The following is a 23790-nucleotide window of genomic DNA, read 5'->3' as shown; positions in this document are numbered from 1 at the left end:
CGGACGCATTCTGTTCTTGAGACCGGCTTAGGCGGCCAAGCGCGCGCATCCTCGCCGCATGGGATTGCCGGTCGGGAGGCGGATTGATGGCGTCAAGGGTTGAGGAAGAAGCGATCGCGATCGTCGGGATCGGCTGCCGTTTTCCGGGCGGGATCGAGGACATGCCGAGTTTCTGGGAGTTGGTCGCGTCCGGGACCGACGCGATCGGTGATATCCCGGCCGGCCGGTGGCGGATTGATGACCACTACGACGCGGATCCGACTGCGCCGGGCCGGATGTTCGTGCGGCAGGGTGGTTTCCTGCGAAATCCGGTCGACGAGTTCGACGCGGGCTTCTTCGGGATATCGCCACGCGAGGCGGCCGCGCTGGATCCGCAGCAGCGGCTGCTGCTGGAGGTCACCTGGGAATCGCTGGAGAACGCCGGGATCCCGCCGAAGTCGACCGCAGCCGGCAATGTCGGTGTCTACGTCGGCGGGTTCACCTTCGACGCGGCGACGCTGCAGCTGACCGACTCGAACCGGCATCTGGTCAGCTCGGCCACGCCAACCGGTGTGAGCATGACGATGCTGGCCGCGCGCTTGTCGTATGCGTTCGACTGGCGCGGTCCGGCGTTGACTCTCGACACCGCATGCTCGTCGTCGCTGGTCGCGCTGCACCACGCGGTGGGCGCGCTCGCCCGCGGGGACTGCGACCTCGCGGTGGCCGCAGGGGTGAACGTGATGGTCAATCCGGTCACCACGGTTCTGATGTCCAAGGGGCAATTCCTTTCGCCGGATGCCCGATGCAAGTCGTTCGACCACCGGGCCAACGGTTACGCCCGTGGCGAGGGCGCGGGTGTCCTGCTGCTGAAGCCGTTGCCCGCGGCAGTGCGTGACGGTGACCGCGTCCACGCAGTCGTGCGTGGCACGGCGGTGAACCAGGACGGCCGCACTCCGGGGATCACCGTGCCCAGCGTGGACGCCCAGCGCGCGCTGATCGAGCAAGCCTGCCAGGTCGGGGACGTCGAGCCCGCGTCCGTCGGGTACTTCGAAGCCCACGGCACCGGTACTGCAGTGGGTGATCCGATCGAGGCCACCGCGATCGGTGAGGTCCTGGGTGTTTCGTCGAGTACGCACTGGATCGGATCGGTCAAATCGAACTTCGGGCACACCGAGGCGGCGGCGGGTATCGCCGGGGTGATCAAGGCGGTGCTGTGCCTCGGCAAGGGGCTGATCCCGCCCAACCTGCATTTCGAACGGCCCAATCCGAAGATCCCATTCGACCGGCTTCCGCTGCGCGTGCCGACGGAGATGGTGTCGTTCCCGGAGTCGGCGGGCCCGCGCCGGGCCGGGGTGAACTCGTTCGGCTTCGGCGGGACGAACGCACACGCCATCCTGGAGCAGTGGACGGGATCCGAGCCGGTCGCGGCGACCGAGGCGGAGGTCGGGCCGGTTCTCCTGCCGCTGTCGGCGCGAAGCCCGGAAGCCTTGCGTGCGCTGGTGGATTCCTACGCGACGGCGCTGGAAAGTCCGGGAAGCCCGTCCCTGCGGCGGGTCGCCAGGGCGGCATCGCGGCAGCGTGAGCACCATCCGCTGCGGACGTTCGTGGTGGCTGGGGACTCGGTGGAGGCGGCGGCCAAGCTGCGGGAGCTGACCGTCGAGCCGAGGCGGGCGACGCGGCCGGGAAATGCCTTTGTGTACACCGGAATGGGCCCGCAGTGGTGGGGTATGGGCCGTGAACTCCTGGCGACGGAGCCGAGTTTCGCCGAGGTTGTCGTGGCTTGCGACGAGGTGCTGGCGAAATTCGGTGTGTGCATGGCGGACGAGTTCCGCCGCGACGAAACCGAGTCGCGGCTCACAGAGACGTTGTACGCGCAGGTCGCGAATTTCGTGGTGCAGGCCGGGCTCACCGTTTTGTGGCGGGCATGGGGAATCGAGCCGGCCTTCATCGTGGGCCACAGTGTTGGCGAGGTTGCTGCCGCTTATGCAGCGGGCGTGTACACGCTCGAAGACGCTCTCACCATCAGCTTCCACCGCGCGAACCTTCAGTCACGCCTTGCCGGACGCGGCGCGATGGCGGCCGTGGACCTGCCCGCGGACGAGGTCGCCGCGTATTTGCGGTCCGGCGTCGCGGTTGCGGCGGTCAACAGCACGTACGCGACAACGCTCGCCGGCGACCACGACGCCTTGGCAGCGATGAGCCGGGAGCTGACAGACGCGGGAGCGTCGGTGAAACCACTCCGCGTCGAGGTGGCGTACCACAGCCACCAGATGGAGGAGATCCGCGAACCCCTGCTCGCCGCGTTACGGGAGATTCGCCCGCGCAGTGCGGAAGTCCCGCTTTTCTCGACGGTCACCGGTGACCAGGTCGAGGGGCCGGAACTCGATGCGGGATACTGGTGGCGCAACGTCCGCGAGACGGTCCGGTTCGCCGACGCGTTCCGGCGCGTGCTCACCTGGACTCCCGGTGCCGTGCTGGAGATCGGGCCGCACCCGGTGCTCGCGTCCGCGATCGACGAGGCGCTGGCCGACCGGGCCGACGACATCGTCCGCCTGGCGTCGTTGCGCCGCGGGGAACCCCAGCGCGAGTACCTGCTCACCGTGCTCGGTCACCGGTATGCCGCCGGTGCCGATCCGGCGTGGGACCGGGTGCATCCGGGGTCGCGTGAGCACCTCGATCTGCCGCGGTATCCGTGGCAGAGGGAGCGGCATTGGGTGGAATCGGTGGCGTCGCGGGAAAAGCGGCTGGGCACCACTGACCTTCTGCTCGGCGGACGGCCGGTCGCCGGGGTCACTCCGGTCCACGACATCGAGCTGTCGACCTCGGCGCTGCCCTACCTCGATGATCACCGGATCGGCGAGTCGGTGGTGTTCCCCGGCTCCGGCTATCTGGAAGCCGCGCTGGCCGCCTTCCCGGACGACGAGCCGTGCCTGCTCGAAGACGTCGTGTTCCACCGGCCGCTCGTGCTGGCGCCCTCGCCGATCCCGACGCTGCGGGCAGGCTTCGACCCGGCACGGCAGCTGCTCACGCTGCACAGCCGCACCCAGCCCGACGATCCTGTATGGACGTTGCACGCCGAGCTGCGCCGCGGCCACTTCGCCAAGGCCCGGCTGCCGGAACGTCGTACCGAAAAACTCGCAGTCCTCGCTGAAGGACTGCCGGAACTCGGGCACGAGGACGTGTACTCGCGGCTCGGCGGTACCGGCCTGAACTACGGTCCGGCGTTCCGTGCCGTGGAGCGGTTGTGGTGGCGGCAAGAGAGCCGCGAGGTGTTCGCCGAACTGCGGCTGGACACCCTGGAGCAGAAGGGCCACCGGCTGCACCCCGTGGTGCTCGACGCGGCACTGCAGGCGGTGATCGCCGGTGCGCTGATGCTCGGCGATGGCGTGGAATCCGGCACCTATGTCCCGGCCCGGATCGATGCGCTGCAGTTCTTCTGCAGCCCGGCCACCCGGCTGTGGGTGCATGGCCGGGGCCACCCCGCTGCGGGGCCTGGCCGGATCGAGTGCGATCTGTCCCTGGTGACCGACGACGGTGAAGTCGTCGCCGAGGTCAGGGGGCTGCAGGCCAGGCGGCTCGCGGAAGCAGCGGACGAGCCGTCGACGCTGGCCTACGGGCACGTGTGGCAGCCGGAACCGCTACCGCAGGCGTCGGAGCGGCAGCCGGACGGCCGGTGGATCATCATCGGATCGTCGGCCACGGCAGCCGGGCTCACCCGGGACCTTGCCGCAGCCGGGGCAGGCGCCCTCGCTGTGGATCCGGCCGGTGACGACTGGCTCGATCGGGTGCTCGCCGCGGCTTCGGCCTGCCGCGGCGTGGTTTACGTGGACAGCATCGACGCCGAGGCCGCGTGCGCACCGATCGCCGCACCGTTGCGGCTCGTGCAGGAACTGCCTGCCGTGCCGTTGTTCCTCGTGACCACAGGTGCGCAGGGCATCTCCACGGTGAACCCGTCGGCGGCTTCGTTGTGGGGATTCGGCCGCGTCGTCGCCGCGGAACGGCCAGAGTTGCGATGCCGGCTAGTGGATCTCGCCCTGGGCGTGTCCGGGGAGGCGCTGCTCGCCGAAGTCCTTCACGACAAGGGCGACGAAGTCTCCCTCCGCCCCGACGGCCGGTATGTGCGGCGGTTGAAGCAGGCCGAGGACGGCTCGGAACTTGACCACGTCCGCACGCGCACCGACCTCACCCCAATGCGGCTGGCGTCGTCCGGTGGTGAACTCGGTTTCCTCGCCACCACCCGCCGACCGCCCGGCCCCGGTGAGGTCGAGCTCCGGGTGTCCCACGTGGGGCTCAACTTCAAGGACATCCTCAAGCACACCGGCCTGATCTCGCCGCACGCGATCGAGGGCAGCCATTCCGGAGAGTCGCTCGGGCTCGAATGCGCGGGCAAGGTCGTGGCGGTGGGCGATGGCGTGGCCGATCTCGAAATCGGGGATGAGGTGTTCGCGCACAGCCGGGACCTGTACGTCTCGCACGTGACGCTCGACGCGGTACGCGTGGTCAAGAAACCGGCCGCGTTGTCCGCCGCCGAGGCCGCGTCACTGCTGCCCGTGGTCACCGCGCACCTGTCGCTAGTCCGGCTCGCGGGTCTCCGCGACGGGGAGCGGGTGCTCATCCATTCCGCCGCCGGGGCCGTCGGGCTGGCGGCGGCGCGGATCGCGAAGTGGCTCGGCGCGGAGGTATTCGTCACCGCGGGCAGTGCGCAGCGGCGCGATTTCCTGCGGCAGGAGGGCTTTGCTCACGTCGCCGATTCACGGTCGTCGTCGTTCGCGGACGACGTCCTGGGCTGGACCGGTGGCGCCGGCGTCGACGTGGTGGTGAACTCATTGCCCGGCAGCATGATCGACCACAGCCTCCGTGCGCTGAGCACCTTCGGGCGGTTCGTCGAGCTGGGCAAACCGGGGGACGTCGCGGACCACGCGGTGCGGCTCGCCTCGACCCGGCGGGCACTGTCGTTCCACTCCTTCGACTACGACCAGATGATGGCCCTGCGCCCCGGCGACGTCCGGGCATGCATGCAGGCGGTCGCGGGACTCTGCGAACAGAAAGCGATCGCGCCGTTGCCAGTCGCCGAGTGGCCGGCGAAGGACGCCGCCGAGGCATTCCGGGCCATGGCGAGTCCCGAGCACCGTGGGAAGATCGTGCTGCGCATGGCCGATGAGGAGGTGCTGGTGCCGGCGTCGTCGATGCCCGAGACGCCGGTCCGGCCGGATCGGACCTACGTCATCACCGGTGGTCTCGGTGGCCTCGGCCGGACGGTGGCGCGCTGGCTTGCCGAGCAAGGCGCGCGGCACCTCGTGCTCGTCGGCCGCGGCGGGGTCACCACGGACGTCGCCGACCGGCTGGTGACGGACTTGACCGCCGAAGGCGTTGAGGTGCGGGTCGAGAAGGCCGATGTCGGCGACCACGCGCAGGTGCGGGCACTCGTCGCGGACGTCCGCGCCCAAATGCCTCCGCTCGCCGGTGTCCTGCATGCCGCGGCCGATTTCGACGACGTCGTGCTTGCCGACGCCGACGCTGACCGGCTGCTCACGGCAACCCGGCCGAAGGCGGACGGTGCTTGGCATCTGCACCGGGAAACTCTCGGCGACAGCCTCGACTTCTTCGTGCTGTTTTCGTCAGTCGCGGCGCAACTGGGTGCGGTCGGCGCGGGCGCGTACGCCACAGCTAATGAGTTCCTCAACGGCCTTGCCCGCTACCGGCGCGCACAGGGGCTTCCCGCGACCAGCGTCGGCTGGGGAATGATCGACGACGTCGGGGTCACGGTGAGCCGTGACGGCTACGTCGGCGATGTCCTTCGCCGCACCGGTCATGTTGGTATTTCCCCCGCCCGGCTGGTCGCCGAGCTGAGAGCGTTGCTGCACACGCAGCCTGCGGAGGTGTCGGTCGCCGACATCGATTGGCCGCGGTGGGCGCGTGCGAATCCGCAGCTCGCACCGTTGCCGATGTTCGCGACCGTAGTCCCGGTGGGCGCCACGGATAGCGGGGACGAGTCCGTCGGGAGGCGGCTGCGGGAGGCCAGCCCTGCCGATCGTGTGTCGATGCTGCCCGCGCTCGTCACGCCGTTGTTGCAGCGGACCACGGGCCTCACCGAGCAGCAACTCGGCGAAGAGCAGGCGGTCGACGTCGACTCGCTCACCGCGGTCGAGCTACGGGTGCTGCTGCAGAGGCATCTCGGGGTCGCGGTACCTGCGGTGCGGCTGCAGCGCAGCCTCAGCGTGGGCGTGCTCGCCGAGCTTCTCGTCGACGAGCTGGACCGTACACAGCCCGAAACGGCCGCTGCACTACACGAGATCACCTCGGCCGATGGGCTGGTGATCTACGGCCACCTGAGCGTTCCCCCGGATCCCGGACCACATCCGGCTGTCGTGGTATGCACGGCGGGCGAAGGCGGAGCGTTGAATGCCGACGGTGACTACGCGCACCTCAGCGAGCACGCGCCCCTGCTCGCCGCAGGGTTCGCCGTTTTCACCGTGGACCAGCGCGGCGCGCCAGGGCACGGACACGAATTTACCGCCAGGGCCGAAATGGGCGGCGGAGATGTCGACGACGTCATCGCGGCTACCCGGTATCTCGCCGACCTGCCCGAGATCGATGGCACACGGATCAGCATCGTAGGCACCAGCCGCGGTGCCTATACCGCGGTGCTGGCGCTGGAACGCCGTCCCGATTTGTGGCTGCACGCGGCACTGCTGATGGGCCTGTACGACCCGGCAGTGCTGGTCGCGGCCGAGCATGCCCAGCCCGGCACGCTGCTCCCGGCGGACTCCGGGTTCAGCTCGGCCGACGTCGAAAGCTACTTCACCGCACCGGAACGGCAGCCGCTCGCCGGCGTCAGCACGCTCAACGCACCGCTGCTGATCGTGCACGGCGACGCGGACTCCATCGTGCCCCTCGCACAGTCGGAAGAACTCGCCGCCCAGGTCCGGAAGGCGGGCCTGCGCGCGGAAATGATCACCGTGCCCGGCTTGGCACACGACAGCGAACACGAAGATCAGGTGTGGACCGGTTTGTGGCCCGAGATCGGCCAGTTCCTCCGGAAAGGCACGCGATGACGACCCGGACGGAAGCACTGATCATCGGCGCCGGGCTGTCCGGGATCGGGCAGGCTGTGGCACTCGCGAGGTCCGGGATCGATTTCGTGGTGCTGGAGAAGGCTCCGGACCTCGGCGGCACCTGGCAGTCCAACACGTATCCAGGTGCGGCCTGCGACGTCGAAGCGCACCTGTATTCGTACTCGCACACCAAGAATCCCTACTGGCGCTCGACTTACGCCGGTCAGGAGGAAATCCTCGGGTACCTTCGCGGCGTCACGGTGCGGCACGGGCTGCTGCCGCGGATCCGCTTCGGCATCCGGGTGGTGAGCGCGCGCTGGGACGAGGGCACGGCGGAGTGGACCGTCGAGACCGCGGACGGCACCACCTACGTCAGCCGGTTCCTCGTACTCGGAGTCGGTGGCCTGCATGTGCCCCGGATTCCCGAGGTGCCTGGCGCGGCGACGTTCCGGGGCAGCGCCTGGCATACCTCGTGCTGGAACCACGACATCGACCTGGCGGGCAAGCACGTGACGCTCGTCGGCGTCGGCGCCTCCGGGGTCCAGGTCGCGCCGCACCTGGCCGAACGTGCCGCATCGCTGACGATCTTCCAGCGCACCCCGCCGTGGGTGCTGCCGAAGGCGGACGCGGCAATCCCGGCCTGGCGGCAACGGCTTTTCGCCTGGCTCCCCGCCGCGCAGTTGTTGCACCGGCTGGGAATCTACCTGCAACGGGAGAAACGCGGCTTCGGCTTCCACACCCGCCCGGACCTGCTGCGCGTCGCCGAGCCGATCGTGCGGCGGCGGATCGCCGAGCAGATCGCGGACCCGTCGCTGCGCGCACTCGTGACACCGGACTACCCGCTGGGCTGCAAGCGAGTCCTGTTCTCCACCGACTACTACGCGACGCTGAACCGGCCGGACGTGCACGTCGTGCCCGGCAGCCCGGCCGAGATCCGTCCGGACACGATCGTCGACACGGTCGGAGGGGAACACCAGACCGATGTACTCGTCTACGCCACCGGATTCGACCTAACCGGCTCGTTCGACCGGATCGAAATCGCCGGCATCGGCGGCCGACTGCTGAAGGAGAAGCGGCAGGACGGCATGCACGGCTACCACGGGCTCGCGGTGCCGGACTTCCCGAACATGTTCATGCTCCTGGGACCGAACGGATTCGCGCCGTACACGAGCGTCGTGCCGAACATCGAGGCACAGGCGCGCTACGTGGTCCAAGCCATCCGCACGACGCGGTCGACCGGTGCCCGAGCCCTGACCGTGCGCCACGACGCGACCGACCGCTTCCTGGCCGAGATGCGGACACGCTTCGCCCGGACGATCTGGGCCCCCGGCAAGTGCCGCAACTGGTACCAGAACGACTCGCCGAGCGGAACGGTCCTCTGGCCGGGCTCGACCCTGCACTATCGCCTGCGCCTGCGCACCCTGCGCAGGGATGACTACGAATTCCTGCCCGCACGGAATGCGTTCCAGCGGGGAGACGAACCGTACTCACCGTGCTCACCGCCGGTTGACGTACCCGATCGCGAGCGACACGTTCCCTGACACCTGACTCAGCTCACCTTCTACGCCATCAAGTATGTCTGCGTCCGGCAGGCGACCTCGATCATGCCGGGACATGATCCAGTGACCTCAACCCGAACCGCCCTGGTGCGGCGCGGTGGACTTCGTCGGGCCACTACGTTCGGTTCCGCTCAACCGGTAGGTGGACCTCGACTATGCCCACAACGACAATCCGTACCACAACGACTGCGCGAACATCCTCTCCAAAGCATTGCGGGCCTGCGGCGGCAACGTCGGCGTCAAGAAATAACCACCAGCGGCGGGAGATCCACTTTACCCGTTCCTGCGGGACACAAAGTGCTCGACCGAGTCCGAGTTCCGCGACCGGCGTGGCTAGCGGGACTGTAAAACAAACGTTCGGTGTAACTCCCGATCATGGAAGTGCACCTGATGACCGAGATGATGTCTGGCGTGGAGAACGCTGAGGACTCGAAGCCCGAGATGGGTTTGGATGGCCTGGATGAGCAGCTCGTCGAGCAGCTGCTGAACCGTGCCAAGGCCCGTGGGCTGAAGCTGACCGGCGAGGGCGGGGTATTGCAGCAGCTGACCAAGCGGTTGCTGGAGTCCGCGCTGGATGGCGAGATCGCTGATCACCTGGGCTATGACAAGCACGACCCAGCTGGTCGCGGGACCGGCAACTCACGTAACGGCACCCGCTCCAAGACTGTCCTGACTGACGTCGGGCCTGTGCAGGTCGACGTGCCGCGGGACCGGGACGCGAGCTTCGAGCCGAAGATCGTCGCGAAGCGGCAGAAGCGCCTGACTGGTGTCGACGAGATGGTGATTTCCTTGGCTGCCAAGGGATTGACGACCGGGGAGATCTCCGCGCATCTAGCCGAGGTTTATGGTGCCGAGGTGTCGCGGCAGACCATTTCCACCATCACCGATAAGGTGATCGAGGGCATGGTCGAATGGCAGAATCGGCCGCTGGACGCGGTGTATCCGGTGATCTTCATCGATGCGATCCACGTGAAGATCCGTGACGGCAAGGTCGCCAACCGGCCGATCTATGTCGCTTTGGCGGTGACCTGTGAGGGCCGCCGCGACATCCTTGGCTTGTGGGTCGGCGACGGTGGCGAGGGTGCCAAGTACTGGCTGCACGTGCTTACCGAGTTGAAGAACCGCGGCGTGGCCGACGTGCTCATGGTCGTCTGCGACGGCCTGACCGGGCTGTCCGATGCGATCACCACCGTCTGGCCACAGACGATCACGCAGACCTGCGTGGTGCACCTGCTGCGCAACGTGCGCCGTGAGGCGCCTGTTATTTCGATCGGGGGTGGGAGACCTTCGACGCTGGGCCGTCGCAGCGGTTCGGTGAAGCTGAGGGCAGCCTGACTCGTGGAGCGACGGGGAGGGTGGAAGCGGCCCTGACAAAGCCGGGACGTGCCAGTACCACCGGATGGTGCGGGTTCGGCGAGCGAGACGAGAAGGTGTACGTGAGGAACCAGCGGTGAAGCCTCGTTAGCAAGAACCGGCTCGAACCTGGTGGATCAGGGCCGGGACGCGGTGCGCGTTCTCACTGTTTCGATGGGAGCGTCCGTCATGATCGAAACCGTCGGTTGTGACAGCTCGGGATGAAAGTCTGCGGCGTAATCCCGAGGGCCGCCGGGGTATAGCTGGGCGCCTAACTCGTTGATCGGTAACAGGTGAACACGGGAACCGTCCCGGTTCCGCCTCGCGCGACCGCGTGTCCTATGTGGTGGCGCGGGGCTGGGTCCGCTGCCGGCCGATCGGGCCGGGACGGGGCGGAGCCGCCGTAGTAGTCCGAGGCCGGGAAAGCCGGTCACATGGCGAAGGGCGGCAGCGATGTGAGCGGGAAGGATGCTGTCATGCCGGAAGACGCGCCAGTGAATATCGGCGCTCTGCTCGACCGCCCTTTGCTGGTGCGAGAGCGGGTACTGGAGATTCAGACCAAACTGCACCGTTGGGCGACGGCCGACCGGGGCCGTCGCTTTGATGATCTGTTCAATCTCGTGGCGGACCCGGCGTTCCTCGTCATGGCGTGGACCAGGGTCCGGGAGAACAAGGGCGCCAGGACAGCTGGGATCGACGGGGCCACCGCGTGGTCGATCGAGAACAGCGGTCGCGGCGTGACGGGGTTCCTGACCGAACTGCGGTCCTCGTTGAAGGATCGAACGTTTCGGCCAACCCCGGTGCGCACCGCACAGATTCCCAAGGCAATCGGTAAAACCCGCCGCCTGGGGATCCCGACAGTGCGCGATCGCGTCGTCCAGGCGTCCCTGAAACTGGTGCTGGAACCTATCTTGGAAGCCGACTTCGACACGTCTAGTTACGGGTTCCGCCCGCAACGCCGATGCCAAGACGCCATCGAGGAGATCCGTTTCTATGCCGCACGCGGCTATGAGCAGGTCTTAGAGGGTGACATCGCCGCCTGCTTCGACGAAATCTCGCATCCGGCCCTGATGGACCGGCTGCGGGGCCGGGTCGGAGACCGGCGTGTCTTGGCGCTGATCAAGGCATTCCTGAAGGCGGGCCTGCTGGATGAGTTGCGCGACTTCCGGGACACCACCACTGGCACTCCCCAGGGCGGCATTCTTTCGCCGCTGCTGGCCAATCTCGCGCTGAGTGTTCTCGACGAGCATTTCCGCGCCCGGTGGGAGGCGATGGGCACCCAGACCCAACGCTGGCGAGCCACCCGGCGTGGAGCCGCGACCTATCGCCTGGTCCGTTACGCGGACGACTTCGTGGTGATGGTCTTTGGCACCCGGCAGCACGCCGAGAGCCTCTACGACGAGATCGAAACGGTACTCGGGCAAGTCGGGTTGCGGCTGGCGCCTGACAAAACCCGGGTCACCGGCATCGACGAGGGCTTCGATTTTCTCGGGTTTCGCATCCAGCGACACCGGCAGAAAGGGAGCGACCGGCGACTGATCTACACCTATCCATCGAAGAAGTCCCTGGCGGCGATTCGGCGGAAGGTCACCACAGCCACCGGTCGGCAGACAACCAGCCTTGCCGCGAACAAGTTGTTCGTCCGTTTAGGACAGATAACTCGCGGCTGGGCCATCTACTTTCGACATGGTGCTTCCAGCCGGGCGTTCGGCGCTCTGAACCACCATCTGTGGTGGAGAGTTTGGCGCTGGCTACGCAACAAGCACCCAAACCGGAACGCGAAGTGGATCATCCGCCACTACTACGGCCCCGGCCAGTGGTGGCCCACCAGCAACGGAGTTCGACTCTTCCAGCCCGCAACGGTGAGCATCCAGCGTTACCGATTCCGGGGCACGAGGATCCCGAACCCGTGGATGGCCCGGAAGGCATAACAACGGCACTCGTGGAGAGCCCGGTGCACGGAGACGGGCACGCCGGGTTCGGCGGGCGGCCCGCAGAAACGGACCGGTGGCAACACCGGCACCGCGCTGCGGGTCGACCCCACAGTTTCCGCTACGCCGGCCGCCAGCACTGGGACGCGATCGCCAAGGCCCTCACACCGGTCTACACCGCGCCGACCGAGTCCGCCGCGCGCGAGCGGTTCGCCGAGTTCACCGAGGCCTGGGGCGGCCGGTATCCGGCGATCGTGCGGTTGTGGGACAACGCCTGGGCTGAGTTCGTGCCGTTCCTCGCGTTCGATCCGGAGATCCGCCGGGTGATCTGCTCGACCAACGCGATCGAGAGCGTCAACGCCCGCATCCGCCGCGCCGTGAAGGCCCGTGGCCACTTCCCCAACGAGCAGGCCGCGCTCAAGTGCGTCTACATGGCGATCATGAGCCTGGACCCGACCGGCACCGGCCGCAAACGCTGGACCATGCGCTGGAAACCCGCCCTGAACGCGTTCGACATCGCCTTCGACGGCCGACTCGCCGCCGGACGCAAGTAATTTCCTTCAACCCGAGTTACACCGCTCGTTTGACAGACCCCATGCCTATCGCGGCGTATTCGGTTGAGTGCAAGGTAAATCCCTGGTGAGTCTGCCTTCACCAGGACCGAGCAGGGTGTCCACCAGCACGGCGGTTTCTTCGTCGAGGTCGACGTCGAGTGCGACCGCGATGTCGGCCAGCTTGTCGGCGGTGGCTTTCACCGCGGCGGGGTTTCCCGCCCGGTGCTCCACGCGGAGAAGGTCTCGATAGAGAAGTTCGCTGACGGGTTCGGCGAGGAGACCTCGCACGATAGCGCGACGTGCCGCTGGTAGGTCACCGGACTGTTGGCAGGATTCGGCCAGGGTGTGAGCGACATCGACGATGGCGTCGATCATTTCTCGCTGATGCCAGGAGTTCCAGGCGTATCGGCCAGACCCGATGTTGCTGAAGGGCATGCCGGTGACGAGCTCCAATGCGGCTTCGAGCCGAGCCCGCCGGTCTGAGTCATCATGGTTCAGCCCGGGGCTGGCGAGTTGCCGGAACCGATGCCAATCGCTGTTCATCGACGTCGACAGGCTGTAGCCGCCTCCATTCGCCTCGATGTTCGGCAGGTAGAGATCGCCGTTCTCGTCGTGACCAAGCCAGGTCCGCAAGCGGGATATGTAGCCCTGTCGGGTCGCCGGGGACCAGGGACGGGTGTCCGTTCCGAGCTGTCGGGAGATTTCGTCAGCGGTCGCGCCGGGATGGAGAAGCAGGAACGCGGCGAGTTCGGTGAGCCGGTTGATCTTCTTGCCTTCGACATTTGCCGGGTCGACGTTGTGTAGCCCAACCGGGCCGAGCAGTCTCAGCTCGGGCCCCGTTGTCGACGGCGGCACGAACGGAACATCCAGGTACTCACCCGCAGGTACCTGCTCGGCGTCGACCTCGGCAATGAGCGTCGCGATGAGTTCCTCCGCTTGCTCGACGGTCAAGCGCTGGAGCTCGACTTCGATCCCGAGGTCGTCGACCAACGTGGACTTCGCGGAAACATCCAGCCGCCAACCATCCGAGACCGACACGTCGGCAGCGACCACGGCGGCAAGGCACGCATGCTGTTCCACGTCGAAAGCTTCAGTGGACAGGACTACACCCGTTGGTGACGTCTCTGCCTCGGAGAACTCGTCAACAGACGTGAAGTGACGGAAGCGATCAGGGTTGTGCGCAGCGGTTGAGCGCCCGAAGCCGACCAGCGTCACAGGGACCGGCATGGACCAGGCCGACGTCATCAGTTCCCAGGCGATGGCCAACAGGACTGGCTCGACTTCGTCCACAGTGCCGTCGAGCGTGATCGTGCCGATCTCCGCGAGGTTGACCATGACAAGGTCACGGCGAGAATCGTGGCCGACTGTGACAAGCGCCGGATAGGGTGCTGGAATCCTGGCCAGTTCATCGGCTTCGAGCGAATCGGTGAAGGATTCTCTGTGTCCCTGTGGATACAGGACCATGCCGCGGCCGCCTACCACCGCAGACCGGACTATCGGCAGCGAGGTGCCCTTCTCTCGGACGCGATAAGCGAGCCTGCGCAGCGCGAGGTCAAGAGCTTCGGCGGTGGCAGGTTCCTCGGCCTTTCGGAGCGCGGTCTCCAGATCCGTGGGTGGTGGACGGCGGATTCGCTGTCTAGGACGACGACGTCGTTGAGCGAGCATCCTGCGCCGGGCGAGGACCGTCAGAATACCGGCGGCAAGAAGCCCTCCAAGCCCGATGGCGGCGAGGGGTACGACGCTGTCGTTGCTGTCGGAAGCGACCTCGATGGGCGCAGGAGCAGGGGTTGGTGGTGGCGCTTGCTCCGGCAGGGGTGTATTCGGTTCCGGTGCTCGGGCAGCTGGCGGCGCCGCCTCGGGGCCACAGCCAGGTGGCGCGACCTCAGCGGAAACCGGGCCTCCAGCCCCTGCTCCCCCGCCGTGCCCAGGCGTTGCCGCCGCGGGAAGTTGGAGGACATCGCCTGGATAGATCAGATCCGGGCTGGCCAGAATATGACCTCCGGGCAGCGGCCGACCTCGGTTGAGTTCGAAGATCTCGACGTACCGAGCGGCCGAGCCCAGATGCTTCCGAGCAATCTGAGTCAACGTGTCACCTGCATCGACCACGACTTCGACGCACTGTGGTGGTTCGGCAGGCAGCGCTAGGCGCCACCCGGGCTTGATCAAGTCGATGCTGCGGAGAACCTCTCCGTCAGCCTGACGACGGCCCTGATTCAGATCGAAGATCTCCTGGTAGCGACTCTCGTCACCGAGCTGTTCCGCCGCGATCCTCATCAGCGAGTCGCCGGGAACGACTGTGTACCCGCCGACGGGCGAAGGCTCAGCCTTATCCGTGGTCTGGTGGCTTCTCTGATCGGAGACCTGCGGGGCGATGATGGAAGGCGGGGCGGCAGGCTGCGAGGCCTCCGCAGCAGTCGTACCGACAAGCAGCCCGAAGAGGACACCGGCCACGAGTCGTTGAGCCCAGCGGAATCCGGGCAGTCGCGGCGCGGCCATGCCACGCGCGAGTGCGACGCATTCGAGTACGACGGCGACGACGAGTTCCAACCAGGCGATCACTCCGGCGACCGCCACCACTAGAAGGAACACCTGGCCGCTGTCTCGCTCGGTGATCCAGCCGACGACCTCGTGGATGGCTGGCACGTGGTCTGGCAGGAACACCGACCTGAACGTCCACAGGAGAAGCGGCGGCCCGACGACGAGCAGAACCAGACCCAAGATACCGAGGAGGATTCGCGGAAGACTTCTCATAGCGGCGCTCCTATCTGTCGGAAACCAGATCGGCGGCGCCACGGCCGTGCACGGAGAATTCCGAAACTCCGATGATGCTAAGGAAGATCGTGGTTCTGGTGATCGTGGTGTCGACGACGATCCGGTTACCCTGCACGGCAGCGCTTCCGGCAACGCCCGTCGCCGCGAGGTAACGCTCCGCTTCAGCGACGGCTTGCTGCGGGTTGACTTCTGCGACCTGGCCCGAGGCAACAGCCTGCACGCGGAGTGCCTGCCCGGCGGCGCGCGCGGCTTCTTCGGCGACCGACGTCGCCTCCGAATGGGCTTGGGCTTTGCGACTGCCGTCGACCGCCCACCCGATGGCGATGATCAGGGCCAGGCTCAGCCCGACCAGCCACACCGAGACGGAGCCACGTTCACCACCCAAGCGGATCATCGACGGGCTCCGTAGCGATCGATCGGCGATCGGAACTCGGAAGCGGCGAGTCGCGAACCCGGGATCATGAGATCGCCGAACGTGATCTCACAGCTGACGATGGCGATCACGTAGCCGGTCTCGCCGAGCGGCTTGGCGAAGTCACGAGCATCGACGGCGATGTTGAGCTCGGCGCAGTTCAAGCCCTGTTGAGCGATGACAGCTCGCGCCCGTGCCTCGGCGGCCGACGCCGCGGCATGGCCGTCACGGGCGATGGAAGCGGCGCGTGCGGCGGAGCGGGCTGCCTCGTTCACCGCGGATTCCGCGGTGATGACCCGCATTCCGACCAGCGCGAGTCCGAAGAGGACGATCAACGCCGACACACCGATCACGACTTCGACGTTCACGTCGCCGCGATCCCCGCGCTTCATGGCGTCAGCTGCTCGATCGGCCCGGAAGCCAGTTGGCTCACCGTGAACCGCGCAAACGGTACGAGCGAGGCGGCCTCAGCGGTGACAATGACGGTGACGTTCCGGCCGTCGCTGGTGGCTTCGGCGTTCACATTGGACAGCCAGCTGCCAGTCACCCGGCTGACGTAGTTCTGGGCGTGCTGCTCAGCGGCCGCAACGTCGACGGGAGGCAGGCGTGCGGCGTTGAGACCATCTCGCGCCGCCTCCAAGGCCACGTTTCGCCCCAGGAAGAGCACAACGGCTTGCAAGACGACCCAGGTGACCAGGAGAAGTACGGTCAGGCCGAGGATTGCCGACACGTTTTCGTCGCCGCGCTCGCCGGTCAGCTGGGTGGCGCGACATCGGAGGTTCATTGCCCTCCGATCAGCGGCAGCTTGCCGTTCACGAAGGCCGTGACCGCCCCGGCGATCGCGGTGGCCAGCACGAGACCGAGTACGGCGTAGATGGCTTTGGTGATGTTCTCGTCGCCTCGCTCGCCCTCACGCACGAACTGTGATCCGCGCTTCTGCAAGAGACATCCGAGCGTGAGTACGGCGAACTGCAGGCGGGCGACCGCTGTTTTGATCATGGGCTTTCTCCTCTATTTCAGGTGCTGAGCATCGTGAAGATGCCAGGGAAAGCTAGGAAGACGATGAACGCCAGGCCCATCACCGCGATCGGCATGTCCATCCGATCCGAACGGATCGACGAGCCGGTCTTCTGATCCGCCAGGCCTTGTTGGGAAATCGATGCCGCTTTCGAGCGCAGGGTGTCCGCGATGCTCGCTCCACCCTCGCTCGCGCTGGTGATGATGCGGCCGAGATCCCTGAGTTCACGAACACCCAGCTCATCAGCGAGGCGCTCAAGCCCTTCCCACGGCATCCGGCCGCGCAAGGACGCTTCGTTCATCGCCAGCCGGATCCGATGAAACGCCCAGCCTTCACCCAACGACGCCGGATACCGCATCGCCTCGACCGGACCGCGGTCACCGAGACGCCCGAGAGTGACGAGGTGTGCGTAGGCGACCAGTGCCTCTCGGAACGCAGCCCGTGCTTTCTGCGCCTTCGCGCGCAGCAGGAGTCGCGGAAGCGTCCAGCCGAATGCTGCCGCGCACAGCGACATCGCTCCCGTCAGGAAGACCGGTGCCCCAGCACCGAGGACGGCGAGTGCGGCGCCCGTCAGCGGAACCGCCAGGGTGCCGGCAGACGCACAGCCGATGCGGTTCAGCGTGAAAGATTCGCGTGTCCTGTCGACAAGCTCGAGATCTGTGGTCGGTGCCCTCGCCCCACACCGGTCGGCGAACCGGATCACCGATCGCAAGGCTGGATTCAGCGACGAGCTGCCCGAGACGACACGCGGACCGTTCAGGACATCGCTGAGCCTGAGGCGCCCCGGCACGTAGGCCGCGATGACCAGTGTCGTTCCTCCGGCGATTCCCAGCGCCAGCAGGATGAGTTGACCGAGCGTGCTCATGTCCGCCGCCGGACCCGCGCGGAAAGGAATCGGGCGGCAGGCGGCTCGAGGCCCAACTGGCGCAGCCATACCGCGGAAGCACCTACCAACCCGAGCACCACAGCCAGGACAACCTGCCCAACTGGAGTGGCGTAGGCCGAGGTGTACATCGAGCTACCGAAGAGAGCGATCCCCAAGAACATCGCCGCCCAGATGCCGAGCAAGACCCGCGCGGTAGACCGCCTTCGGGCCCGTTCGGATTCCGCGGTCCGGCGAGCGACGATGTCCTCGGCAACCTGGCGAGCGAGCGTACGCAGCAGGCCGGCGACCCCTGAGCCTTGGCGGTGCGCGACGCAGAGGCCGGCCACCGCGGCATCCCCGATCTGGTCGTCCATGTCGTCGGCGAACTCGAGCAGGGCTTCCTGCACATCCCAAGTCCGCAGGCGGTGCGCCAGTGTGGTCAGCTCGCGGGCGAGACAGGCAGGCGCTTCGCGGGTGGAACTCTGTATGGCGCTGACGAGCCCTGTGTTGCCCGCCACCATGGCGTCGCTGAGTCGTCGCAGCCAGGTTTCCATGCCTTCCAGTCGCTCGATCCGCTGTTTGGCTATCGCTCCCGCTGAGAAGAGCCACGGTAGGAAGACGATGAAGATCGTGATGGCTACTCCGGCGATCGGCCAGCCGGAGACAAGCCAGACCAGAGCGCCGGCTGACAGCGCGAGTGGTCCTCGCCAGCGCAGGCCACGATGCCGCCGAAGTGCCTTCGGCTGGAAGACGAGCTTTCGCCGTCGACCGACACCGAACGCTCCGGCGACGATGAGGGCCAGCCCGCCGACGAGACCGACGCCGAGCAGAACAAGGACGAGTTCAGGCATGGACCCACTCCCCATCGTTGCCGCAGGTCAGCCAGTTCCGGTCGAATCCGGCGCGCTCGTAGTCCTCGATGTCGGTCGGCAGGTTGCCGGTAGGCACCGAGCGACGACCGGCAACACGTTGGAAGAGGTAGGTCCGCGCGGGTCGCCCGTACTCACCGGCCTCGACGGAGACGATCTCGGCCACGTAGCGATCGAGACTGCTTCCGTCGGTGACGAGCTCGACGTGCACGATGAGATCGATCGCGTGCGCAACGGTTTCGTGCGCCAGCTCAGGGGTCCACGCCGAGTTCCCCTCAAGGCAGAGGCGGGCCATCCGATTGATGGCATCCCCCGCGTTGCGGGCATGCAGGGTGGAGAGCGAGCCCGACCCGCCCGTCGAAAGCGCGTCCAGCATCGGAATGATCTCGCGTCCGCGGACCTCTCCGACGATCGTACGCGTGGTGTGCATGCGAAGCGACTGCCAAACCAAGTGCGACAGGTCCGTGACGGTGCTGCCAGACCGCTCCGAATTGCCGACCCGTTCCTCGAACGCGACCACGGCAGGAAAGCGATCGCGATGCCGATGCAGGCCGAGTTCGAACTCGGTCTCCAACGTCGCGAATCGTTCGTCCGGGGGAATCTCCCAGCAGAGGGCACGCAGGAGCGTCGTCTTTCCCGCCCGTTGCCTGCCACAGACGACTATGTTCTTCTCCGCGCGCACCGCCGCGCGGAAGAGCGCGAGCTGCGCGGTCGAGATCATCCCCCGTTCGCGGAGGTCTGCCAGCCCTGTCTTGGACAAGCGGTGCCGTCGGATGGAAACGTGCGGGCGGTCGCTGACTTCGATGGTCGCGGCCAGGCGCTCCCCTCCCGGTAGTTCCATGTTGAGCAGCGGTGACGTGCTGTTGATGGAGCGCTCGGTCCGGCCGTGGCGGGCGGCCAGGCGTTGCAGCCAACGAAGTAAGGCTTCATCGGTTGGTGCGATCCGGGGTGCGCGCATGACGGTGCCGTCCGCATAGGACAGCCAGGCGGGCTCGTTGCCGATGATGTCGATGTTTTCGACGCCTTCGTCCGCCAGCAGCGGTTCCAACCGTCCCAAGCCGAACATCTCGGCCATCACGGCCTGTTTGACGAACCACTCCTTGCCAGGGTCAAGGAACGGCCTGCCCCGGCCAGCCCACTCCTTGATCGCGGCCGAGAGGACCTCGTCAATCAGCTTTCCGGCCAGCGCGCGCTCGACACCTTGCCATTCCGGCTCGCTGTAGCGTGCCATCTCTTCCTCGACCTGCTTCGCGAGTGCCTGTTGGACACGATCGACGAGCTCGTCAGCCCCTGCAAAATCCTGCTCAACCACCATGGCGGTCCCCTCCCCCAGCAGACGCGGCAGGCCGCGGAATCGAGGGTGGTGGCGGCCTCCTCACAAGTTCACGTCGTGGCCTCTCTTGTCTGGCAGGGGCCTGCTCTGGGATCGCCCGCCCTCGAAGCCTTCGCGACCGGGTGAAGGCTCGCTTCCCGATTTCGAACCCGAGCTTCCGGGAGGCTTCAAGCATTGGTGAGGTCTCGAAGCGTTTGCCCGGCTTGAAGGTGTCCGTGAACTGCGTGGCAGCGGAGGGATCCCACGGCATCTCACCGATAACCGGCAGACCGAGCTTCGCGAACTGCCTCTCGACCTCCTTGACCGGAAAACGTTGGGCCCCAGCGGGAGTAGACGCCACAACGACCACCAAGCCGTCGTCCGCGCTACCGAGTAGGCCGATCTCCTCGCGAATCAAGTCCACAGAGGACGACAGAGCCCGGAGCGAATGCCGGTCGTTGCGTACGACCAGCACCGTCAAGTCAGCGTTCCCCAGGATAGCGTGCGGCATGCCGCGGGAACGAAGTCGACCGCAGTCCGCCAGGACGTCGACCGATTCCCAGGTCCGGAAAGCCAGCGCCAGCCGTTGCCATTGCAGGCTTTCCGCGATCCGGGTCGTCTGCGGCCCAGGCAGGAGAAAGTGTCGTCCGGTGCCGTCCGGCAGCGTGATCGCCTGTTGCCACAACGCCTGCGGCAACGGCATCGTCCGCGCGGCCAGCATCGCCTCGAACATCCCTCGGTGCCCCATGGAACTGCCCGGGTCGAACACCGCGAGCGCCTGGCCGCCGGACGGATCACACTCGGCAGCGACGGCGTGGCGCGGCCAGGACCACGTCAAGGCCAGCGTCGCGGCCGACGTTCCCGGACTTCCACGTAGAGAAGTAAAAGTGATCAGCATGGTTCGCTCAACTCCCCGGCAACAGAACGATCGCGACCGTGCCCACGGATCCCTTGGTCGCGAGCTTCGGGCCCTGGTGCTCAGCCACGACGACATCGACAACGCGGAGCCCGGTCTGATCTCGCTCCCCTACGCGGATCACCGTCCCGTGCACCGGTTCCCAGGTTTCGACGGCTGTGCCGCCCAAGCCCGAAGGAACGAGTAGGACCGGCTTCAGCGGTTCCAGCGGCGTCGCCGGCAGCTGAGCCGGCTTGACCGCGATACCCAGCAGCTGCTCTCCAGGTCTGGGAGGGAGCTCTTCTCCGACCACCTGCGCGGTCAAGACGCTCCCAGGCCAGAGATTCGTGGTGGCCTTCCGGCCGATGAGCTGCGAACGGTCCTTCCACAGCACCGGCGTGACGCCGGGATCGGGTCGTACCTGGACCTCGCGCACGGAGCTGTCGAGCACGACCTGCCCGTACCGGACCGGAGCGGCGACACCGACCGCGGCGATCGTCGTGTCGACGTTCCGGTAGATGAACACCGTCCCAGTCGCGCACGGCGCCGCCAGCACAAGGCCCATGAGGATCAGAAGCTTTGACGGTCGCCGCCGAAGTGGCCGAACCTCCGGTGCGAGTGGCGGCCTTTCAGGTTGAGTCGAGTCGTTCATGGCCGTCCTCCCCCGGAGTTCAGCGTGCGAATTTCGCGGACGGGCAGCCGAGCATTCGAAGTGAGATCCATCACCTCGGAATCGGACATCCCGCCGCCGGACCAGCTGATCTCCCAGTGCCCGGTCGCCGCGATGGGGAAGGCACCGGACGGGGCCTTTGTCAAGTAGACGTGCCCGCAATCAGGAGACGCGAGGCCAGCCCTGTCTTCGGTGAACGGCGTGCCCAGTCCAGCGCAAGCTTTCGTTGCTCCGTCACCCATCGACCACGTGACCCGAGCGAGCTTGGCGGTAGCCGTCACGCTCACGGTCCCAGCGGTGGCCGTCCGAGTGACCGGGCCGGTGGTGGCCTCACTTCGCGCGCTCCACATCCACACGGGAAAGCCGATCGTGGCTCCGTGCGGGGAGTCGGCGGACGGCGCCAGCCTGATGTCGGGCGCGGAAAGCTCCATCTGGTCGATGGCCTGCCGCGCGAGTTCGGCCGGCGAAACCTGCGGGACGGCCGGCGCCGCGACTCCATTGGGCACGTAAGCCACACGCGCGTCGCCGGGATATCCACCACCTGGCCCGCCGACGCCGCAGATCATCACGACCAACCGCCCCTTCGACGCGTCCTTCCCCGCCCACATCGGGTCACCGCTCGCCGGCTGGGGGATTTCCATCGGAAGGCACTGCGGAGCAGGTCCGGCACGCTTTGCCTGGTTTGCTGGTCCTGCTCCCGGCTGGCCGCCTTCGCGGTCCGGCCGACCGGGGTCCGTCGCACCGACCCAGCAGGTCCCGCGCACCCCCGAAGATTGGCAACCACCTGGGCCTGGCGCTGGGCTGGCCCACGCCGGAGTCGGGCTGACCATCGCGGTCACCAGTAGAGCTGAGCCGATCGCCTTCGTCAGCATGGCTTGTCCAAGGTGGCTTCGACGACCTGGACCAGCCACCGGTCGTTCAGACTGGCGTACCGGACGACCTCGACACGAAACTCGTACCGCCGCGGCTGATCCGGGTTGTCGAGAACCCGCCCTTGCTCGCCCGGCTTGTCGCTGATCAGATGGAGTCCCGTCCGATCCAGGCAGTCGGTGATCTTGATCCGTGGGTCGCGCTCGTCGAGCGACACCGCGGTCACCACTGGGGTACGCCGGTAGTCACCGTCCATATGTGACGGCACGGAGGCCAGGTTCTGGATTTCCGCGAGGTGACGCGTCAACTCCGGGTCGACGAGATACTCGCCCAGCGCTGAACGCCAGTCCTTCGCCCGCGGCGCCTTCTCCGCAGCGGTGCTGACACGCCAGTAGCCTTCGTAAGCCTCGAGTGCTTTCTGCTTCGCCACGTCCTCAGCTGTCGGGGCAAGGCTTGAGGTCGGGGATACGGGAGGTACGGCAGGCGCGCTCGAGGGCGTATCTCCACTCTCGCTGCACGCGGCCGTGGTGGCCGCGATGAACACGGCGATCAAGAGCTTGGACTTCATTTCACGCTCCCCTGAGGCTGATGATCACGGACCCGCTTGCAGCGGTCAGAGCCGGACCGATGTGTTCAGGATCGACGATCACGTCGACCACGACCGTCCCGTCAGAGTCAGGTAGTCCGACTCCAGCGACTTGGGCGACGAATACGCTTCCCACTGGCGGGAACGAGTCACAGGGCAGCGCTTGCGGCAGGGGCGACACACAGACCCGCGCATGCGGCCAAAGAGGCTGGCTCGGGCGGTGGCCTGCTTCCACTCGCAGGCCGACCACCTGAAACGCAGGTCCCGGCACGCCCTCCGGTATGAGGCTGGCTGCGGCGAGGAGTGTCCCCTTCTGAAGGCCGACAGCGGGCGCGCGGCCGATGACAGCGGCTCGGTCGGACGCACGGATGAAGCGGACGTCGTGGTCAGGGACCAGGTCGACAGTGGCCAGGTCTGATTCGACGAACGGCTGACTTGCGCCGACGTCCCTGGCCAGCACAAGCGCGGGCACCGTCCTATCACTGAGGACCGCGAAAAGATGGATGATGAGCAGGGCGAATACCATCGCGACGACCACCGTCGCGAGGTTCAGCCAGCGCAGCGAAGTCTTCGACGGCGGCTCCGGATCCGACAAGCGTCGTCGAGCCTTCCTCAAGCGCTCGGTGAGATCGGTGACGGTCATCCTCCGACCTCGGCATCCAGATCGGCGGGATCCACTTGCTCGATAACGCGTCGCCAGATCCGGCACTCGTCGCACCAGACGTATCGGCTCAATAGTTCGTCGTCTTCGCCTGCGGGGACCTTCGTTCGATCACCGCAGGCGAGAATGTATTCGGCTGACATCCGGCCTCCCTCCGTGAACCTTCTGAAGGCGAAGGCCGGCTGGAGCTGCCCGAGGCGCTTGCGAGTTCCTCGAGCGGGGAGGTTTGTCCAGCCGGCCTTCGTTTCTTTCTCCTGCGTCGCCAGGCAGTCCGTTCCTGGCAAATCAGGAATACCGCTTTCCAGTCCGGTGAGGGCAAGGTCAACACCGGGTGAGCCTGGGCTCATCAGGGCTTTTGTCACTCGTCCGGGTGTAGGAATGAGTAGATTTGCTCGCGCGCAAGCCGTACCGAATCGTGTTAGCTGGTCG

17 protein-coding genes and 2 pseudogenes are annotated in these 23790 nt (G+C 66.8%); 5 read left to right on the top strand and 14 right to left on the bottom strand.

The features are described from left to right. Nucleotides 1-86: 86 nt before the first annotated feature. The 5 genes and pseudogenes from BLW75_RS34160 to BLW75_RS34140 all read left to right on the top strand — a co-directional run. Nucleotides 87-7034, top strand: a complete 6948-nt coding sequence (locus BLW75_RS34160) for a type I polyketide synthase (protein ID WP_091598874.1) — start codon at nt 87-89, stop codon at nt 7032-7034. Further along, nucleotides 7031-8575 carry a flavin-containing monooxygenase gene (locus tag BLW75_RS34155; protein ID WP_241784223.1) on the top strand — a complete coding sequence of 515 codons (1545 nt, stop codon included), beginning with the start codon at nt 7031-7033 and terminating at the stop codon, nt 8573-8575. Before BLW75_RS34160 ends, BLW75_RS34155 begins: the two co-directional genes overlap by 4 nt. 408 nt (nt 8576-8983) lie before the next feature. Then, nucleotides 8984-9850, top strand: a pseudogene (locus tag BLW75_RS34150) (IS256 family transposase); the annotation flags it as partial. A 572-nt stretch (nt 9851-10422) separates the two neighbouring features. Next, nucleotides 10423-11877, top strand: a complete 1455-nt coding sequence (ltrA, locus tag BLW75_RS34145; protein WP_091600057.1) for a group II intron reverse transcriptase/maturase — start codon at nt 10423-10425, stop codon at nt 11875-11877. Nucleotides 11878-11987: 110 nt separating this feature from the next. Then, nucleotides 11988-12431: pseudogene (locus BLW75_RS34140) on the top strand (transposase); the annotation flags it as partial. Between the two features lie 45 nt (nt 12432-12476). Here the strand turns inward: BLW75_RS34140 and BLW75_RS34135 are convergent. The 14 genes from BLW75_RS34135 to BLW75_RS42480 all read right to left on the bottom strand — a co-directional run bounded on the left by BLW75_RS34135 (nt 12477) and on the right by BLW75_RS42480 (nt 23723). Beyond that, the gene (locus BLW75_RS34135) at nt 12477-15182 is read right to left on the bottom strand and encodes an AfsR/SARP family transcriptional regulator (protein ID WP_091598871.1); all 2706 of its coding nucleotides are present in this window, start codon (nt 15180-15182) and stop codon (nt 12477-12479) included. Nucleotides 15183-15192: 10 nt separating this feature from the next. Further along, complete coding sequence (locus BLW75_RS34130; protein WP_034315617.1) at nt 15193-15597, bottom strand: pilus assembly protein TadG-related protein; 405 nt, start codon at nt 15595-15597, stop codon at nt 15193-15195. Then, a complete protein-coding gene (locus BLW75_RS34125) occupies nt 15594-16007 on the bottom strand; it encodes a hypothetical protein (RefSeq protein WP_034315618.1) in 414 nt (137 codons plus the stop codon). The genes BLW75_RS34130 and BLW75_RS34125 overlap by 4 nt, the downstream gene beginning before the upstream one ends. Beyond that, entirely contained in the window at nt 16004-16399 is a 396-nt protein-coding gene (locus BLW75_RS34120) for a hypothetical protein (protein ID WP_034315620.1), read from the bottom strand. The genes BLW75_RS34125 and BLW75_RS34120 overlap by 4 nt, the downstream gene beginning before the upstream one ends. Continuing rightward, the gene (locus BLW75_RS34115; RefSeq protein WP_091598868.1) at nt 16396-16614 is read right to left on the bottom strand and encodes a hypothetical protein; all 219 of its coding nucleotides are present in this window, start codon (nt 16612-16614) and stop codon (nt 16396-16398) included. The genes BLW75_RS34120 and BLW75_RS34115 overlap by 4 nt, the downstream gene beginning before the upstream one ends. Nucleotides 16615-16631: 17 nt before the next feature. After that, nucleotides 16632-17498 carry a hypothetical protein gene (locus BLW75_RS34110; protein ID WP_034315621.1) on the bottom strand — a complete coding sequence of 289 codons (867 nt, stop codon included), beginning with the start codon at nt 17496-17498 and terminating at the stop codon, nt 16632-16634. Continuing rightward, complete coding sequence (locus tag BLW75_RS34105) at nt 17495-18349, bottom strand: type II secretion system F family protein (protein ID WP_034315623.1); 855 nt, start codon at nt 18347-18349, stop codon at nt 17495-17497. Before BLW75_RS34105 ends, BLW75_RS34110 begins: the two co-directional genes overlap by 4 nt. After that, entirely contained in the window at nt 18342-19682 is a 1341-nt protein-coding gene (locus BLW75_RS34100; protein WP_034315625.1) for a TadA family conjugal transfer-associated ATPase, read from the bottom strand. The genes BLW75_RS34105 and BLW75_RS34100 overlap by 8 nt, the downstream gene beginning before the upstream one ends. After that, nucleotides 19672-20577: a CpaE/TadZ family protein gene (locus BLW75_RS34095; protein WP_198935776.1), complete on the bottom strand. Its 906-nt coding sequence runs from the start codon at nt 20575-20577 to the stop codon at nt 19672-19674. Before BLW75_RS34095 ends, BLW75_RS34100 begins: the two co-directional genes overlap by 11 nt. 7 nt (nt 20578-20584) lie before the next feature. Further along, on the bottom strand, nt 20585-21139 hold the full coding sequence (locus BLW75_RS34090) for a flagellar biosynthesis protein FlgA (RefSeq protein WP_241783762.1): 555 nt from the start codon (nt 21137-21139) through the stop codon (nt 20585-20587). A gap of 83 nt (nt 21140-21222) precedes the next feature. Continuing rightward, nucleotides 21223-21885, bottom strand: a complete 663-nt coding sequence (locus BLW75_RS34085; protein ID WP_241783764.1) for a hypothetical protein — start codon at nt 21883-21885, stop codon at nt 21223-21225. Nucleotides 21886-22109: 224 nt separating this feature from the next. Further along, entirely contained in the window at nt 22110-22544 is a 435-nt protein-coding gene (locus BLW75_RS34080; RefSeq protein ID WP_241783767.1) for a hypothetical protein, read from the bottom strand. A gap of 139 nt (nt 22545-22683) precedes the next feature. After that, nucleotides 22684-23343 (bottom strand): hypothetical protein, encoded by a 660-nt coding sequence (locus BLW75_RS34075; protein ID WP_034315628.1) that lies wholly within the window; start codon nt 23341-23343, stop codon nt 22684-22686. After that, nucleotides 23340-23723, bottom strand: coding sequence for a hypothetical protein (locus BLW75_RS42480; RefSeq protein WP_143055387.1), 384 nt, complete (start codon nt 23721-23723; stop codon nt 23340-23342). Before BLW75_RS42480 ends, BLW75_RS34075 begins: the two co-directional genes overlap by 4 nt. Nucleotides 23724-23790 lie beyond the last annotated feature (67 nt).

The sequence above is a fragment of the Amycolatopsis lurida genome (genome assembly GCF_900105055.1).
Lineage (GTDB): Bacteria > Actinomycetota > Actinomycetes > Mycobacteriales > Pseudonocardiaceae > Amycolatopsis > Amycolatopsis lurida.
Note: the sequence above shows the minus strand (reverse complement) of the source record. Positions and strands in the feature narration are given on the sequence as shown.

What these genes read in the sequence shown, in the direction of transcription:
- BLW75_RS34115 (WP_091598868.1), bottom strand. Translation starts at nt 16,614, where the DNA reads ATGATCAAAACAGCGGTCGCCCGCCTGCAGTTCGCCGTACTCACGCTC.
- BLW75_RS34105 (WP_034315623.1), bottom strand. Translation starts at nt 18,349, where the DNA reads ATGCCTGAACTCGTCCTTGTTCTGCTCGGCGTCGGTCTCGTCGGCGGG.
- BLW75_RS34110 (WP_034315621.1), bottom strand. Translation starts at nt 17,498, where the DNA reads ATGAGCACGCTCGGTCAACTCATCCTGCTGGCGCTGGGAATCGCCGGA.
- BLW75_RS34085 (WP_241783764.1), bottom strand. Translation starts at nt 21,885, where the DNA reads ATGGAAATCCCCCAGCCGGCGAGCGGTGACCCGATGTGGGCGGGGAAG.
- ltrA (WP_091600057.1), top strand. Translation starts at nt 10,423, where the DNA reads ATGCCGGAAGACGCGCCAGTGAATATCGGCGCTCTGCTCGACCGCCCT.
- BLW75_RS34100 (WP_034315625.1), bottom strand. Translation starts at nt 19,682, where the DNA reads ATGGTGGTTGAGCAGGATTTTGCAGGGGCTGACGAGCTCGTCGATCGT.
- BLW75_RS34120 (WP_034315620.1), bottom strand. Translation starts at nt 16,399, where the DNA reads ATGAACCTCCGATGTCGCGCCACCCAGCTGACCGGCGAGCGCGGCGAC.
- BLW75_RS34075 (WP_034315628.1), bottom strand. Translation starts at nt 23,343, where the DNA reads ATGACCGTCACCGATCTCACCGAGCGCTTGAGGAAGGCTCGACGACGC.
- BLW75_RS34130 (WP_034315617.1), bottom strand. Translation starts at nt 15,597, where the DNA reads ATGATCCGCTTGGGTGGTGAACGTGGCTCCGTCTCGGTGTGGCTGGTC.
- BLW75_RS34155 (WP_241784223.1), top strand. Translation starts at nt 7,031, where the DNA reads ATGACGACCCGGACGGAAGCACTGATCATCGGCGCCGGGCTGTCCGGG.
- BLW75_RS34125 (WP_034315618.1), bottom strand. Translation starts at nt 16,007, where the DNA reads ATGAAGCGCGGGGATCGCGGCGACGTGAACGTCGAAGTCGTGATCGGT.
- BLW75_RS34160 (WP_091598874.1), top strand. Translation starts at nt 87, where the DNA reads ATGGCGTCAAGGGTTGAGGAAGAAGCGATCGCGATCGTCGGGATCGGC.
- BLW75_RS34095 (WP_198935776.1), bottom strand. Translation starts at nt 20,577, where the DNA reads ATGCTGATCACTTTTACTTCTCTACGTGGAAGTCCGGGAACGTCGGCC.
- BLW75_RS34135 (WP_091598871.1), bottom strand. Translation starts at nt 15,182, where the DNA reads ATGAGAAGTCTTCCGCGAATCCTCCTCGGTATCTTGGGTCTGGTTCTG.
- BLW75_RS34090 (WP_241783762.1), bottom strand. Translation starts at nt 21,139, where the DNA reads ATGGGCCTTGTGCTGGCGGCGCCGTGCGCGACTGGGACGGTGTTCATC.